The organism is Acinetobacter sp. ANC 4173, assembly GCF_004331255.1.
Classification (GTDB): Bacteria; Pseudomonadota; Gammaproteobacteria; order Pseudomonadales; family Moraxellaceae; genus Acinetobacter.
The window spans coordinates 10,863-27,251 of the sequence record NZ_SJOF01000005.1 but is presented as its reverse complement, the minus strand read 5'-3'; the positions used below and the strand labels follow the sequence as shown (position 1 = coordinate 27,251).

The 16,389-nt window shown below is 42.3% G+C and carries 15 protein-coding genes; 3 read left to right on the top strand and 12 right to left on the bottom strand.

Annotated elements, in window-relative coordinates; all coding sequences use genetic code 11:
* Positions 1-17: 17 nt before the first annotated feature.
* Positions 18-1,334 carry an ammonium transporter gene (locus tag E0H94_RS07765; protein ID WP_131325875.1) on the top strand — a complete coding sequence of 439 codons (1,317 nt, stop codon included), beginning with the start codon at positions 18-20 and terminating at the stop codon, positions 1,332-1,334.
* A gap of 62 nt (positions 1,335-1,396) precedes the next feature.
* On the opposite strand, the gene E0H94_RS07760 is transcribed toward E0H94_RS07765, so the two are convergent.
* The 9 genes from E0H94_RS07760 to E0H94_RS07720 all read right to left on the bottom strand — a co-directional run bounded on the left by E0H94_RS07760 (position 1,397) and on the right by E0H94_RS07720 (position 11,195).
* Entirely contained in the window at positions 1,397-1,783 is a 387-nt protein-coding gene (locus tag E0H94_RS07760; RefSeq protein ID WP_131325874.1) for a carboxymuconolactone decarboxylase family protein, read from the bottom strand.
* A 2-nt stretch (positions 1,784-1,785) separates the two neighbouring features.
* The gene (locus E0H94_RS07755) at positions 1,786-3,234 is read right to left on the bottom strand and encodes an NAD-dependent succinate-semialdehyde dehydrogenase (RefSeq protein ID WP_131325873.1); all 1,449 of its coding nucleotides are present in this window, start codon (positions 3,232-3,234) and stop codon (positions 1,786-1,788) included.
* A gap of 151 nt (positions 3,235-3,385) precedes the next feature.
* Positions 3,386-4,555, bottom strand: a complete 1,170-nt coding sequence (locus E0H94_RS07750) for a porin (RefSeq protein ID WP_131325872.1) — start codon at positions 4,553-4,555, stop codon at positions 3,386-3,388.
* 37 nt (positions 4,556-4,592) lie between these two features.
* Positions 4,593-5,996, bottom strand: coding sequence for a purine-cytosine permease family protein (locus tag E0H94_RS07745; protein WP_131325871.1), 1,404 nt, complete (start codon positions 5,994-5,996; stop codon positions 4,593-4,595).
* 351 nt (positions 5,997-6,347) lie between these two features.
* Positions 6,348-7,817, bottom strand: a complete 1,470-nt coding sequence (gene tgnC, locus E0H94_RS07740) for a (Z)-2-((N-methylformamido)methylene)-5-hydroxybutyrolactone dehydrogenase (RefSeq protein WP_131325870.1) — start codon at positions 7,815-7,817, stop codon at positions 6,348-6,350.
* 14 nt (positions 7,818-7,831) lie between these two features.
* Positions 7,832-8,869 carry a flavin-dependent trigonelline monooxygenase oxygenase component gene (tgnB, locus tag E0H94_RS07735; protein WP_086210596.1) on the bottom strand — a complete coding sequence of 346 codons (1,038 nt, stop codon included), beginning with the start codon at positions 8,867-8,869 and terminating at the stop codon, positions 7,832-7,834.
* Between the two features lie 2 nt (positions 8,870-8,871).
* Positions 8,872-9,804, bottom strand: coding sequence for a flavin-dependent trigonelline monooxygenase reductase component (gene tgnA / locus E0H94_RS07730; protein ID WP_131325869.1), 933 nt, complete (start codon positions 9,802-9,804; stop codon positions 8,872-8,874).
* 28 nt (positions 9,805-9,832) lie between these two features.
* Entirely contained in the window at positions 9,833-10,624 is a 792-nt protein-coding gene (locus E0H94_RS07725; protein WP_086210598.1) for an alpha/beta fold hydrolase, read from the bottom strand.
* Positions 10,593-11,195 carry an amino acid synthesis family protein gene (locus E0H94_RS07720; protein ID WP_086210599.1) on the bottom strand — a complete coding sequence of 201 codons (603 nt, stop codon included), beginning with the start codon at positions 11,193-11,195 and terminating at the stop codon, positions 10,593-10,595. Before E0H94_RS07720 ends, E0H94_RS07725 begins: the two co-directional genes overlap by 32 nt.
* Before the next feature lie 152 nt (positions 11,196-11,347).
* Here E0H94_RS07720 and E0H94_RS07715 point away from each other — a divergent pair, with 152 nt between their 5' ends.
* Together E0H94_RS07715 and E0H94_RS07710 are read left to right on the top strand one after the other, a co-directional pair.
* Complete coding sequence (locus E0H94_RS07715; protein WP_086210600.1) at positions 11,348-12,013, top strand: GntR family transcriptional regulator; 666 nt, start codon at positions 11,348-11,350, stop codon at positions 12,011-12,013.
* Between the two features lie 12 nt (positions 12,014-12,025).
* Positions 12,026-12,310 carry a DUF1330 domain-containing protein gene (locus tag E0H94_RS07710; protein ID WP_086210601.1) on the top strand — a complete coding sequence of 95 codons (285 nt, stop codon included), beginning with the start codon at positions 12,026-12,028 and terminating at the stop codon, positions 12,308-12,310.
* 163 nt (positions 12,311-12,473) lie between these two features.
* Here E0H94_RS07710 and E0H94_RS07705 read toward each other — a convergent pair whose 3' ends face one another.
* The 3 genes from E0H94_RS07705 to E0H94_RS07695 are packed head-to-tail and all read right to left on the bottom strand — an operon-like array spanning position 12,474 to position 16,389.
* Positions 12,474-13,142: a sarcosine oxidase gene (locus E0H94_RS07705; RefSeq protein WP_131325868.1), complete on the bottom strand. Its 669-nt coding sequence runs from the start codon at positions 13,140-13,142 to the stop codon at positions 12,474-12,476.
* Positions 13,143-13,144: 2 nt separating this feature from the next.
* Positions 13,145-16,060 carry a glycine cleavage T C-terminal barrel domain-containing protein gene (locus tag E0H94_RS07700; RefSeq protein WP_131325867.1) on the bottom strand — a complete coding sequence of 972 codons (2,916 nt, stop codon included), beginning with the start codon at positions 16,058-16,060 and terminating at the stop codon, positions 13,145-13,147.
* The gene (locus tag E0H94_RS07695; RefSeq protein ID WP_119064000.1) at positions 16,057-16,389 is read right to left on the bottom strand and encodes a sarcosine oxidase subunit delta; all 333 of its coding nucleotides are present in this window, start codon (positions 16,387-16,389) and stop codon (positions 16,057-16,059) included. Before E0H94_RS07695 ends, E0H94_RS07700 begins: the two co-directional genes overlap by 4 nt.

Below are 16,389 nucleotides of genomic sequence, written 5' to 3'. Positions count from 1 at the left end.
GTACAGGAGGGTCAAATATGATTTCTCGTTTTGTTGCTAGCCTACTCACTATCTCAATGTTGCTTTGTCCTGCTTGGGCATCGGCAGCAGAAACCACCACACTGAATCAAGTTTCAACATCATGGGTCATGACATCCATTGTTTTTGTCATGATCATGTTTATTCCTGGGCTCGCCTTGTTTTATGGCGGGATGCTACGAAGTAAGAATGTCTTGTCAATTTGTACCCAGTTTTTTGCTTTTGCAGGCATTGTCGGTTTGCTCTGGGTGATGTTCATTTACAGCATGGTTGTTGATACCACAGGCATGGAAGAAGGCGTTTTTAATCTTGCAAGTTTTGTAGGCGGTTTTGACAAAGCATTTATGCAAGGGATTACCGATCAAACCCTTATGGGCGATATTCCAGAGTTTGTGACCTCTGTATTTGGCATGACCTTTGCCATGATTACCCCGGCTATTGTGGTCGGTGGATATGCGGAACGCATGAAGTTCAGTGCAATGGTCTTATTTGTCATTCTATGGACAACCTTGGTATATGCTCCAATGGCGCATATGGTTTGGGGTGGTCCAGGCGCTGCAATGCATAACTGGGGTGTCCTTGATTTTGCAGGTGGTACTGCAGTTCATATTAATGCAGGTATTGCCGCACTTGTGGGTGCATTAATTATTGGGAAACGTAAAGACTGGAAAACGCAAAGTATTGCTCCTCACAATCTGGTCTATACCTTCATTGGGGCAGGTTTACTTTGGGCAGGCTGGTTTGGCTTTAATGTCGGTTCAGCATTAGCGGCAAACAACAGCGCAGGTCTCATCCTCATGAATACGCAAGTCGCGGCTTGTGCAGGCATTGTTGGTTGGATGATTGTGGAAAAATTCCTAGATACACATATTTCGTCATTAGGCTTAGCATCTGGTGCAATTGCAGGATTGGTCGGTATTACCCCTGCCGCAGCTTATGTTGGCGTATTTGGTGCGGCTGCAATTGGTTTAGTCACTGGCATAGTATGTTTCTATTCTGTTACTCGTTTAAAAAACATACTTCACATTGATGATTCACTCGATGTTTTTGCATTGCACGGAATCGGTGGTATTGTCGGTGGTCTCCTTACTGGTGTATTCGCTTCTCCTACGTTAGGTGGCAATATTGAAGGCTTAGAATTTGGTACGCAATTTGTCGCACAAATGATTGGGATTGTTGTCACTGTTGCCTATAGTGCTGCATTTACTTGGGGAATCTTCAAAGTGATTGATCTGACTATTGGTCTGCGCGTGAGTACTGAACAAGAAGATAAAGGTCTGGATATTAGCGACCATAATGAACGTGCTTATAACTAAAACTGGACAATCCTAATATATAAAAAAGAGGGTAAATACCCTCTTTTTTGCTTTTCACAGGTTTATGCGTTTTCAGCTTCAAACTCTTTAATTGCTTCTTTGGCAATACGGAAGCTATCCACTGCCGCAGGTACACCGCAATAAATTGCGACTTGGAGCAATACCTCACGAATTTTTTCTTTGGGTACACCATTACGCAATGCGCCTTTGACATGTAGTTTTAATTCATGTGGGCGGTTCAATGCAGAAATCATCGCCAAATTAATCATGCTTCTTTCGGCTTTGGATAATTCTTCTCTGCCCCAAACTGCACCCCAGCAATATTCGGTCACAAGCTCTTGTAAGGGAAGATTAAAATCATCGGCATTGTTGAGTGAGTTATTCACGTATTCTTCACCCAAGACCTGCTTACGAATAGCTAAACCTTTTTCAAATTTTTCATTACTCATGCTTAAATGCCTCCAAATAAAGTGTATTTAATTTCAAGATAGTCTTCGATGCCGTATTTAGAGCCTTCACGCCCTAAACCAGAATGTTTTACGCCACCAAAAGGTGCAACTTCATTTGAAATGAGACCTTTATTGATCCCAACCATACCGTACTCAAGCTGTTCACTCATACGCCATGCACGGCCTAAGTCTCGGGTATAACAATAGGCAGCAAGACCATATTCTGTGTCATTTGCCATCTGTACGGCTTGATTTTCAGTTTCAAACTTAAATACCGCCGCAAGTGGACCAAAAGTTTCTTGAGTTGCCACTAACATGTCAGTATTTGCATCGGCAATCAGTGTCGGTTCAAAAAATAGCGGACCCGCTATGTGGCTTTGTCCACCAGCCACTAAACGACCCTGCTTGGAAAGTGCATCTTGAATGTGTGATTGAACTTTTTCCACTGCACCTTGATTAATCAATGGGCCAATTTCATGTCCTGCTTCTAAACCATTGCCGACTTTTAAGGCTTCAATTTTACTTTTGAAGACTTGAATGAATTTTTCGTAAATCCCTGCTTGCACCAAAAAGCGATTTACACAAACACAGGTTTGTCCTGCATTTCGGAACTTGGCAATGAGTGCACCTTCAACAGCGGCATCGATATCAGCATCATCAAATACAATAAACGGTGCGTTGCCACCCAATTCCAAGGAGACTTTTTTCAGGGTCTTTGCTGATTGTTGCAGAAGCATTTTCCCTACAGGTGTTGAGCCAGTGAACGTAAACTTGCGTACAGCATCACTAGAGAAAATGGCATCACCAATTTGCACTGCGTCGCCTGTAATCACACTCAAAATTTCTGCAGGAATTCCAGCTTGTACCGCTAAATCAGCTAAGGCTAAAGCTGTAAATGGTGTTTCTGGTGCAGGTTTAACAATACAAGGACAACCCGCAGCCAGTGCAGGTGCCACTTTTCGGGTAATCATCGCAGCAGGAAAATTCCAAGGGGTAATCGCTGCAACGACACCAATCGGTTGTTTGTTTACAACAATGCGCGCGTCGGGATAAGGGCTAGGGATAACATCCCCATAAATTCGTTTCGCTTCTTCAGCAAACCATTCAATAAAGCTGGCAGCATAAACAATCTCACCTTTGGCTTCAAATAAAGGCTTGCCCTGTTCAATGGTCAATATCGCTGCCAATTCATCACTATGCTGAATAATCAGCTCATACCATTTTTTTAATAAAACTGAACGTTCTTTTGCAGTTTTGGCTTTCCACATTGGCCATGCGGCATAAGCTGCTTGAATCGCACGTTCTGCTTCAGCTTTGCCCATATTGGGAACTTGACCGATCACTTGCTGATTAGCAGGGTTATAAATCGTGGTTGTTTGTTGATTATCTGCATCACACCATTGCCCTGCAATCAATGCTTGCTGATGAAAAAGTGGTCCCATTGGAGTCATTGTATATCCTACCTTTTAAACTGTAACTTCAGTCAAAATATCTGTAGCGCGTATTCCGTTAACTGAATAATAAATTGGATACCATATTATTGAAATATGGTATACCAGATAAATGAGGAAATTTTTTTGAGCAGTCTGCCCATTTTACCAATTAGAAATAATAGAAGAAGGTTAAGTTCAATAGTCTATTCCATTTGTCATCAGCATCGCCTTGCGCTAACGCAGCCTGAGTTCCACCAATAAATGGGTCATTCTTACTGAAGATATATTCAGCCACTAAAGACACCTTTTTATAGTCAAATGAAGCACCTAAAAAGTTTCGGGTTGAATCTTTATAGCCATCCTGATCTTTGACATAAGTGGTATATGCCGCATAGGGGGTAATGCTTAAGCCTTTGTATACATCTTTAAAGTTATAACGAACATCGGCTGTATAAAATGCACCCTTATTGGCAACGTCATATTCACCATCATAAGAACCCATCACTGACTCATGTGGACGAATTGAATCTTGATTGCTTACTGAATTTTTACCACCGGTAAGTGTCAATGCTAGATTTTGATAAGCCAAACTTCCAAACAATGCCCACGCTTTACGGGAGCCATCTAAGTCTGTGGTCTTATTTTCAATGTCTGAATGCCAGTAGGAGCCGCCTAGGTTTAAACTCAAATCAGGCACACTGTTTAATTTAATGTCTTGGCTAATTCGTCCAATCCACATATTTTTTTCATTCAGTGTTGAACGCGTTGCATCATCCGACTCTACAAAGTTGCCTGTATAACGTGCTGAATCACGACTATCACCATGGTAGTTTCCACCATCAGTGGCAAAGTAAGCCAAATCTATTTTGGTTGAATTCAGTTCATGATGGTAGTTCACGCCCAAATTATGTGCATCTTCTAAGCCCATGGTGTTGTTAATACCACCATATAATGAACTTTCCCAAAAACGTGCCACACCAAAAGGAATCGGTTGTAAACCTACGGTCACATTTTGTTGTTCATTAAAACGATAACCTGCATAAGCATCGACCAAAGTCGAGAAATCACATAAAGTATTATACTGGTAGCAACGGTATTCACCATGTGCAAACCATTTCGGTGTTGCATAGTCTAAAGCCAGCTTCGCAGCATTAAATTGCAGTTTATGGTCATTATCGGAACCATAATTTTTATCTTGATAATTGGCACGTACATAACCTGAAATGGTCAGTGCACCAGTGTCGGTTTGGGCATCACCCAAAGTAATTGCTGCAAAACAAGGCAGTGCGAGACTCGTACTGATTAAACCTAAGCCAAAACGATAATATGAATGTTTCATTTTTTATTCCTTACAAACTTAATGTCTTTACCTTGACTTAACATTTTTTGGTTGAGACGTCGTAATGACGTGCAGAGACCTTGGACTGATTAAACAGGTAATAGATCACTGCGGTAACCAACATGCCGACAATCCAAGAAATATCGACATCTGGAATAATGTTGGCAAACGTACCGGTAAAGAACGAGTTGGTCAGGAATGGAATTTGAACCACAATTCCAATGAAATAGGCAGCGAGGGTTTTAACATTGTATTTACCGTATTTACCACCGTTTTCATCAAAAATAGCATCAATGTCATAACGCTTTTTGTTGATGTAATAGAAATCCATCAGGTTAATAACGACCCAAGGAATAAGGATAAATAACAACGCAAAGATGAAGTTTAGGAAGTAGCTGATAAAGCTGCTTGATGCCCAGAGTGCAGTTCCTGTTGAAAGAATGAGTACGAAGATCGACAAAAGAATGCGCGTATTTTTACTCGGGATCCACTTCCCTGCAAAGGTTTGAATCGCAGTAATAAAGGAAAGTGATGCGCCATATAAATTCATGGCATTATGCCCAATGATATTACATAAGAACAAAATCATGAGTACATAGCCAAAACCACCTGTGACAGTTTTAACCGCAAGCATGGCATCATTGGTGGTCATAATACTGACCGCAAGCATACCAAAGCTAAATGCAATGATCGTACCTAGAGCTGCACCTAAGTAGGTATTAATAAACGGTTTGAAAATACCAATTTCTTTAGGTAGGTAACGTGAGTAATCCGAAGTATAAGGAGAAAAACTAATTTGCCAGATTGCGCATACGCAGAACATAGCAAACCAACCTTTTAAGTTAAAAGACCCTTTGGCAAGAACCTCAGCCGTTACATGCGGAATCATCAGTGCAAAACCAATTAAAAGCGCCCCACCCATAAACCATGTGCCAATTTTGTTGAACTTATGGATAAAGTGATAACCAATAATCCCGATTAAGGTCGCAACAATGGCACCAATTACGGTTGCTGTCGGTACGGGGATTGCAGGAATAACGGTATGTAAGGTTTTACCCGACAAAATAATGTTGGAGGTAAAAAAGCCCAGATAAATGAAAGTCGTGAAAATAACCACCAATAATGCGCCATAGCGACCAAATTGTGCACGACTCTGGATCATTTGAGGAATACCGACCTGCGGCCCTTGCGCCGAGGTTAAGGCTAAAATAGCTGCGCCAAAGAAATGACCAAACAAAATTGCTGTAAAGGCACTGATGATGTTCAATTTAAATGTCTGTACAGCCATAGCTCCCGTAATCACTGCCAAGGGTGCAATATTGGTACAGAACCACAAAGTAAATAAATCTTTTACGTTGCCGTTTCTTTGCGACGGATCAACATAATCGATACTGTTGCTTTCTATTTCAAAAGCTTTTCCTGTTGTTGCATTTTGACTCATATCCTTAATCTCACTTTTATAGAGAATTGGCCTAGATGACGATTCCAAGAATTCTTTCAAGGAATTTTTTATTCCCAAAATGCAAAGCAATTTTTAAACCATTTATTACTTAATCTAAAAATACTGCAATTGAGTTTCGTCTACTAGGGATATCCTTTTTGTTAAGTCAAACGGAATTGAATAAAATAAAATTTTGTAGGTCATTGTTTTAAATGTTATATAAAGCAATGCCGTGCCAACTCGATATCTCCATCGAAGTTGGCTCAATCGAAAATCCATTTTCTTCGAGCAATCCGTTTATTTAAATTATCTAAATAATTAAATAATCCTAAAATATGGCATAAACCCGCTTTACCTCATGACGAAAGGGTCATCAATCGGGTCATCTGAGGTTCTTAGCCATACCGTTTTAGTGGTGGTGTAATCCAATACCGCATCTAAGCCACCTTCGCGACCATGACCCGATAAACCATAGCCACCAAAGGGGGCCAAAGGAGAAACGGCACGATAGGTGTTTAACCAAACAATGCCTGCACAGATCGCTTTGGTCATGCGATGGGCACGAGTTAAGTTGGTGGTAAATACACCTGAAGCCAATCCATAGGGGGTGCTATTGGCTTTTTGGATGGCTTCTTGTTCAGTGGTGAAGCTATCTACCGATAGCACTGGGCCAAACAATTCTGTGGTAATACAATCAGCCTGAGGTGCCGTACTACAGTCCAAAATGGTTGGCGCATAATAAAAGCCATCTCTGTCTAATGCCTGCCCACCCGTCAACAAGATTGCCCCTTGTTGAATAGAAGCGTGTACCACCTGCTCAATTTTTTCACGTTGGCGCAAAGTACAAAGTGGACCATACTCAGTGGCCATGTCATTTGGCAAGCCAACACGAATGCGCTGTACTCGCTCAACCAATTTTTCTAAAAATTGATCTTTGATACTGGCTTCAATCAATAAACGCGAACCAGCCACACAGCTTTGACCTGTTGCTGCAAAAATTGCAGCCACTTGTGCGTTGACTGCACTTTGTAAGTCAGCATCTGCAAATACGATAAAGGGAGATTTACCGCCCAGTTCCAAAGAAACCTTGGCTAAATTTTCAGCACTATTTTTGACGATATGCTTAGCTGTTTCAGGCCCACCCGTAAAAGCGACATGCGCTACTTTAGGGTGGCTACTCAGCACTGCACCACATTCGGGACCGAAGCCTGTAATAATGTTCACGACACCTGCTGGAAAACCTGCGGCATGCACAAGTTTTGCAAACTCAAGTAAAGGCCCTGGCCCTTCTTCTGATGCTTTGAGCACGACAGTGCAACCTGCGGCCAAAGCTGGACCAAGTTTAACAGCAGACAAAAACAGTTGGCTGTTCCAAGGCACAATCGCAGCAATCACCCCAACAGGTTCACGCACGGTCCACACTTGCATGTCTGGTTTATCTACAGGAATAAAGCTGCCCTGTATTTTATCTGCAACACCTGCGTAGTAACGGTAATATTGCGCCACATAAGCAATTTGACTAGACGTTTCACGTATAATCTTGCCTGTATCCTGAGTTTCAATTTCAGCTAACTGCGGTGCAGCCTGTTCAATTAAATCGGCAAGTTTATAAAGCAACTGTCCTCGCTGAGATGCAGTTAAGCTAGCCCAAGCAGGATCAGTTAATGCTTGCTGTGCAGCATCGACAGCACGATTGACTTCATCGCTGCGTGCCTCAGGCATTTCTGCCCACACTTGACCAGTTGCAGGGTTAATACTGCTAAAACGTGCAGCACCCGCTTCAAACTGACCGTTAATATACAATTGAAATTCTGAGGTCATCGTCCTTGCCTCTCTTATGCAAATGCAGGCATTACTTCATTGATCATACGTTCTAACGAAGCTTTTTTGCGTTCAAAACTCATACCAGTGTCAATCCAGAATGAATATTCGTTATATCCCATCGCTTCATAAGCTTTCAGACGATCAATTACTTCTTGCGCTTGACCAATCACATTATTCTTACGCATTGCTTCAGGGGTATAAAATGGATGTGCTGCGATTTCTTCAGCACTTAATGGTGCAATTAAGCCTTGAGTAATTTCTCGCTCATTTTTAAACCATGCACCAAAATAGTTATAGAACGTATTAATTTCATCAGCAGCCAATTGAGCGTCTGCTTCACTGTCAGCTACATAGGTATGGCGGAGTAACATAATTTCAGGGCGAGGAATATCAGCAAACTTTTCACAAGCTGTGTTGAAGTGTCCCATTAGTTTTTCAACTTCGTCATCGCCAAAATGTAAAGGTGTCACTTGCACATTACAGCCGTTTTGCACCGCAAACTCATGGCTGTTTGGATCACGCGCTGCCACCCAAATTGGCGGAAAAGGCTGTTGAAGGGGTTGCGGTGCTGATGTAGTTTTCGGGAACTGCCAAAACTCACCTTTATGTTCATAATCACCTTTCCATAAGTTCTTTACAGCGGGAATCATTTCACGTAGACGCTGACCTGCACTCCATGCATCCATTCCAGGAACCATCCGCTCATATTCAAATGAATAGGCTCCACGGGCAATCCCGATATCTAAACGACCATTGGTAATAATATCGGTCATCGCCGCTTCGCCAGCAAGCTTAATAGGATGCCAAAAAGGGGCAACAATTGTTCCTGTACCTAGACGTACATTTTGAGTTTTATTGGCCAAATCCGCTAAATTAATAAAGGGGTTAGGAGCAATGGTAAAGTTCATCGCATGGTGTTCACCCGTCCAAATCGCATGCATACCGCCGCGGTCTGCAATTTGACAGAGTTCAACCATTTCATCATAAAGTTGCTTCTGTGTTTGTTGATCAGAAACTCGTTCCATATGCACAAATAATGAAAAACGCATGATTAAACTCCCTCTTTAACAATTTGACGAACCGTTCCGCTGGTTTGATTACCGTAATAAACACCATATGTTTTTAGGTGATTCTCTTTACGATAACGCATTAACATACTTTCTAAGGCACTATCGACAAATTCGAGTTGTTCTAATTGGTTTAAATCGACAAAGGTTCCCGCAATGGCATCATCTACTGGGGTATTACATAAGAATGAAATATATTGTTGTTGATTTTCAATATTTTCATAAACCGAATAAATGAAGCTAGCAGAAGCATCGGGCTGATATTGTTCAAAAATGCTTTCTAATGCTTGATCGGCACCATCTTTGCCGACCATGACATGTGGAATCGTCCATTTATGATCAGGCGTTTCTACCAAGAGAATTTTATTTTCATGGCCAATAATGGCACTGATCACTACTTTCGGACCAGTAATGACTTCAGCAGAAAGTTTTGCTGGAGTGAAATAGCCGCCACGGTAATAGCCTAATCCAGCAAAACCTGCGGATGCAAAATTTTCAACTTTACCAATTAAAATCGCATGATCACCTGCATCCACAATCTGATGCGTCGTGCAGTCAAACCATGCACTTACTTGATCAATTAATGGGTTCTTGCAAGGACTGGTTGTCCATGCGAGATTTGCAAAACGGTCATCACTTGGGCGGGCAAAGGTATTTGAAATATCTTTTTGCTCTTCTGCCAAAATATTAATTGCAAAATGTGCAGCATCGGCAAAATTATGATAATTGCTTGATGTCTTGGCAATACTGACAAGCAGTAAAGCTGGGTCCAAAGACACCGAAGCAAAAGAGTTGGCAGTAAAACCTAGAGGCGTTCCATCCTCTTTACAGGTAGTGACTACGGTAACGCCAGTCATGAAAGACCCAAAAGCGTCGCGTAGTTCGCGCATTTTATTAACTACATCCTGTTCACTCATGTCGATACTCCTGTGATCGATCAGCAACCTAAGCGGCTGTATTCAGCCAAGCTTGCATTGCCTGATTAACTTTTTCTGGTGCGGTTAAATTCACCATATGTCTTTCATTTTCAATAATAACGGCTGTTCCATTTGGCGCTTGATTCGCCATTTGTTCGGTCATTTCTGCTGTTGAGTTTGGGTCATCTGTCCCAGTTAAAACCAGTGCTGGGCAGGCAATTTTCGACCAACCATCTGCATAAGTTTCATCTCCGCTGGCAAATGCTGAATATGCGGTGGTATACCCCAACAGATTTACACTTTCTAACCAAGACTTTACTTTTGCTGAAGCAATTTGTTCTAGTTCACTTTCACCAAACCAACGTTGTAACGGTGTTTCAACATCAATATGACCATGCTTCAACTCTTCAGCACGTTGCATTACAGCTTGGCGAGCTTGAGGTGTTCTACGGTATACTCCATTTAACACCGCCATACGTTTGACCAAATCAGGACGCGTGACACTAACACCTGCGGTAATCAGTGAACCCATGGAGTGTCCAGCCAAATTGACTGGACCTAAACCTAACGCACTAATAAATTCAATGGTCCAGTCGACAAAGTCTTGTAATGAGGCATCGACTGGTAATTGAGTACTTTGACCATGACCGGGCATATCCACTGAAATAACCCGATATTGGTTCGAAAAAAATTCGATTTGCGGATACCATGCTTCCGCTTGCATACCGACTCCGTGAATGAGAACCAAAGGTTCTCCTTCACCTTGCTCAAAATAGTGAGCAATACGGTTATTTGACAGCTGCTGGGTTTTTGAGATCATGTCCTAACTCTTCTAAATCCTTGTAACGATCACCAATACGGTGGTGTGGACGTCCAGTTGTCGCAGCACCAATCACAATCACAATTTCATCTGGTCCAGGTGCATCAGGAATGGCGAATTGCAACGTTAAATAATGTGAGCGGCGACCTTCATCATTTTTGTCCATCATTGGAACTAAAATGGCTGCATTGGCTGGACCACGAGTATTGTTAAATGCCAAGTACGATTTGGCTTCTACTGCACTGCGATAAGTGTTGCCAAAATGTAAGGTGTGAATAAGCGCTGAAGCATGTTCAAGTTCACCATTTAGCCCTACAACGGCACTTTTACCAAACGCTTCAACGGCTGCACCAGAACCGACCTCATCAATAATTAATTTGGTTAAGTGTTCACTTAAAATGGGTGCGATACGACGGATTTCTGGGGTTAAGTTTTCAACATAGCCCTGTCCTGCCCATGGATTTTTAATGACTGCGGCGGCTGCCACCATTTTTAATGGTGTTGCGGCTTCTTTCGCGCCATCTACATAGGTGGTTTCTATATGAAGTACGGTTTTGCGTATCAGGTTCATTGTTCTTCCCTGTTGAGTCGGTTAGTATTGTCATACATCTTATGGTATACCATAATACATAATGAAAAAAATGCAATACTTTGTTATGCTCTTTTCCAAAGAAAGTTATGTAACAAAATTGCGACTCACATATTTAGGTAAGATCGACTCTTATGAATCTTAAAATTGAAAATCCGCCAGTCACCTTGCGTGAACTTTGTTTAGAGAAAGTTCGCAATGCGATTATTACGGGCTACTTTCCATCGGGCAAACGTTTGGTAGAACGGACATTATGTGAAGAGTTAGGGGTCAGTCGTTCTGTGGTACGTGAAGTGATACGTTACCTTGAAGCAGAAGGTCTTGTTGAGATTCTGCCAAACAAAGGCCCTATAGTTTCTTTACTGAATTGGGACATTGCTTCGCAAATTTATGAAATTCGATTGTTGCTCGAACAAAGTGCCGTAGCGGACTGTACTAAAAATCTCAATGATGCAACCCGTGAACGTTTAAAGGTTCTACTGGCTGAATTAGAGCAAGATTTTGCAGCTGATGATATTAATCACATTATCGCAACATCTGCCAAACTCTATGAAACCATCTTTAACACGGCTAAACATTACATCGCGTGGGAAGTGGTACAGCGTTTAAATGGTCGGATTAGCCGTTTACGTGCCATGACTATGAAATCAACCAAGCGAGAAGTTTCGGGTTATCAACGGATTAAAAATATCTGCGAAGCCATTTATATTCATCAAGACCCAGATCGGGCAAAACAAGCCGTCGCTGAGCATATTGCGGAAGCCGCTGCAGTTGCTAAAAATGTTTTAGATCAGGCTTAAAAGGAATTCGCCATGACTGCTTACTGGATTGCACATGTAACCATCCATGACATGCAACAATACCAACACTATATGCAATTGGCCCCTGCTGCATTTCAGAAATATGGCGCTAAATTTTTGGCTCGTGGGGGTAACTCACATAGCTTAGAAGGTCATGAATTTAGCCGTCATGTTGTAATTGAGTTTGCAGACTTAGCAACGGCACAAGCATGCTATGACTCCGAAGAATATAAAGCTGCTCGCCTCGCTCGTGAAGGTTGTGCCGATGTAATGATTAGTTTGGTTGAATCAGTCTAACTGTCTGAATAATTTTATATTCTTAATCAATTGAACACTCGAAGACAGATTATGTTCTTTCATGGACTAATATTGAATTTTCGTTTTAGCATATAGCCAATACCGATCTGAACATTAGGTTGGGGCAAAATGATCAAATCGGTATTTGATTGGCTATATCGGTTTAGAGGATGGCTTCAATACCTGCCACCCGCCCATCAAATTCGTCCATTGCATCAATCAAGACGTCCCAGAGGTATAAAGCAGCCGCACGGTCGCACAGCAGATTAAACTTTTGGGTTTGAGCATCACTGACATTAATCACAATCGCATTAATACGTGCGACGGAAGTCTGCGCTATCTGTCCAACAGTAAAAGCCTGTTGTTGTAGATCAATTCCACAAAGCTTTGCCATGACCAGCGCTACATGCTGCCCTGTTAACTGAATCCATGCATGACTGTCTTGACGCGGCAATAAATAATTTGCCCGCTCATCCATCGTCCAGCCTTGTTCAAGCTGACTGACTCGCTCACCAAAGTCATGTAGTGAACCCAATACACAATATTCAGTAAAGGATAAACGTGCGACCCAGCAACCATCTTCTTGGAGTAAGGCTTGGTTGGGCTGCTCAGGCAATTGAAAACCATAGCTTATTAGGTAGTCAGCAGCATCTTGCCCACGAAAACCGACTCGAGATAAATTGGTCAAATCGACGATTGCACACTGCTGAATCTGTTTTTCTGCGTCTATATCTATATCTTTTAAAAATTGTTTACCCAAGCCAAAAGTTTGATAGGACGCAGTCGTACTTTTCGCAATCGGGCTGCGTTCCACTTCGTATAATGCGTTCATATTTAAATCTCCTGACGTTGGTTTTTCGGGTCATAGAAAGGGGCTTTTACCACCATCGCATGCACCACATGACCTTTTTCTACCCGAATCGGGAATTGCTGCCCAATTTCACTTTGCTCGATGCCGACATAAGCCATACCAATAATTTGATCCAGCGTAGGCGAGTATTCACATGAGGTAATATTTCCAGAAATATCATTACCATCCAATACAATATGACCTTCAAGTGGCTTTTCTTGGGTTTTATCTAAAACAAAAGAGACCAATTTACGTTTTAAATTTTGTGCCTCTAAAATTTCAATGGATCGTTTACCCACAAACCAAGGTTTACTCCGTGCCACTGCCCAACCCAAATCAACTTCTTGAGGATGAGTCATACCATCGGTATCTTGGCTAATGATGATATGGCCTTTTTCTAAACGTAACAGACGTTGGCTTTCTACCCCAAATGGTCGCATGTCAAAGGCTTGACCTGCCTGCATGAGCTTATCCCACATAAATTCACCATAGCGTGCGGGAAAGTGGATTTCATAGCCCAATTCACCCACAAATCCAACCCGTAAAATACGGACTGGTATGCCATAAATGGTTCCTACACGAAGTCCTAAATATGGAAAAGCTGCATTGGATAAGTCCACATCCTGACAGACCATTTGCATCACTGCACGTGAGTTTGGCCCTGCAATATTCACCGCTGCAAGTGCTGTAGTGACATTGGTAATATCCACATTCAAACGCCATTGCACATTCCACTTCAGCATTTGTTGATAGATTCGATCTACACCACTGGTGGTGGCTGTCACGTAAAAATGATTTTCACTGAGGCGCCCTGCAACGCCATCATCAATGACGACACCATCTTCGTTCGCCATGACCGCATAGCGGGTTTTTCCTACTGGCAATTTTGCGAATCCAAAGGTATAGAGGCGATTTAAAAATTCAGCACTGTCTGAACCACGAATTTCTAAGCCACCCAAAGTCGACACATCAATCATGCCGACATTTTGGCGCACATTCTGCACTTCACTTTCGATGTTTTGCAGACGTTTATTGGCATCACCGTAAAATGCAGGACGTTGCCAATTACCCGCAGGCATCATTTTTGCGCCAGCTTCAATATGGCGTGTATGCATTGGAGTTTGACGGTATGGATCAAAACTACGTCCCGCAACATGCGCGAGTTTTTCTGCGGTAAATGGTGGACGTGCAGTGGTTACACCTGTTTCACTGACACTACGATCTGTCGATTTCGCCACTAAACGTGCAGTTGGTAAGGCTGAATGACGACCTTGCGATGGTCCCATACCAACAGTTGAAAAACGCTTAACCAATTGCACATCACGATAGCCGCTCTTGGTGGCATTCACGATATCTTTAATTTGTAAATCTTCATCAAAATCGACAAATTCTTTGCCTTTAGGGTGACTAAAGATCGGCCAAGGAAAATTCACATCTTGATCAGAGAATTGTTGCAGCGATAAACCCTCATCAGCTTGCTCCAACGCTCGTGTAGCCGCCAATTTTGCAGTTTGTTGCGCATTATCTAGAACATGCTCAAGCTTATGTATCCCATTCACTGAACCTGCAACATACAGTCCTTTTGGTAAACCAGAAAGGGTAAATTCAGCTTTGTGATCATCATAACTGAGCTTGGCACCCGCCTGACAAAGCAACTGATACACTGGCATATAACCCGAGGACATACACAGTACATCACATGGGATTGTTTTAGACTCTGTGCCGACTTCTCCTTCAGAGACAATCTTACGAATATCAACACCCGTTACACGATGCATATGTTTTTCATGCAGTGCTTCATAAACGGTACTGCCCATGTAGCACGGAATTTTTTTGGCTTTGAGCGCTCCGTAAAGTGCAGGATCCTTCGCGGTTTCTCGCATGTCGACCAAGGCCACAACATTTAAGCCGGCATCAATTAAATCCAGTGCAGCCAAATAGCCATCATCATTACCTGTCAAAATCGTAATCTTCTGACCCGGTTGAACAGCATAGAGTTTAATTAAACGCTGCACTGCACTGGTTAAAATCACCCCCGGTAAATCATTATTTCGAAATACCACAGGTTGATCAAAGCTACCACTGGCTACAATACATTGCTTCGCGCGGACTTTATATAAACGCTTGCCTTGAATCACAGGCAGATAATGATCGGTAAACCATGCATTACAGATGGACTCCGTCATCACAGTAATATTGGCATGCTGCTCGACTGCACTCAGCAATTGTTGGCGTAAGGCATTGGCTTTTTCACCTTTAAGATCGAAGCGTGCATAGTTCAGGCTACCACCGAGAATTTTATCTTGCTCAATTAGCAATACCTTTGCGCCAGCATCTGCTGAACTGAGCGCTGCTTGCAGCCCCGCTGGACCAGCACCCACAATCGCGATATCGGTAAATAAATAAGCCTTGTCGTAATATTCAGGTTCAAAATTGAGGTCCAATACCCCTAAACCTGCTTTTTTACGAATGATTGGTTCCCAAAGTTTCCACACGCCTTTCGGTTTATAAAACGAGCGATAATAGAATCCGACAGGCATAAATTTGGAAAATCTTCCTAAAAATGCGTCCGAGTCTTTCATCAGGGAACCTGAGAAATTTTGCCCGCCAGAAACCAATCCAGAATGAATGGTTGTCGTATCTGCTAACACATTGGCTTCATGTGGTAATTGGATTAAAGTATTGGCATCTTGACCAGCCATCGTGAGTGGCGCACGTGGACGATGGTACTTAAACGAACGGGACATCACCCAACGCTGGTTGGCAATCAAGGCACTGGCGATGCTATCCCCTGCGAAACCTTTAAATTTTTCAGCGTCAAATTCGAATTCAATTTCTTGGCTACGATCAAGTAATGTACCGTAAGGCAAAGGGAGTCGGGGTAAGTTTAAATTGCTCATGCTAATGACTCCTTCTGTTGCTGTGCGACAGCTGTTTTTTTACTTTCTACGGCTACAAATTCAACGCGCGTATTAAAAATTTCTTTGGCATCAAAAGTTCGGATAATTTCATCTGTTACGGTATGGCGTTCTGCGATAAACCAGTAACTACTGGGGGTATGCATCCACCATTCACGTACAATTCCTGCGGTGTTATCGCTATTAAAAACGTAGTCTGCCCATTCAATATCGGTACAGGTATTTTGATCTGGCATCTGTTTGACTTCACCGCCATAGGTAAATTCACTGATGTTACGAGGTCCATTCAAAGGACAATGCATAATTTTCAT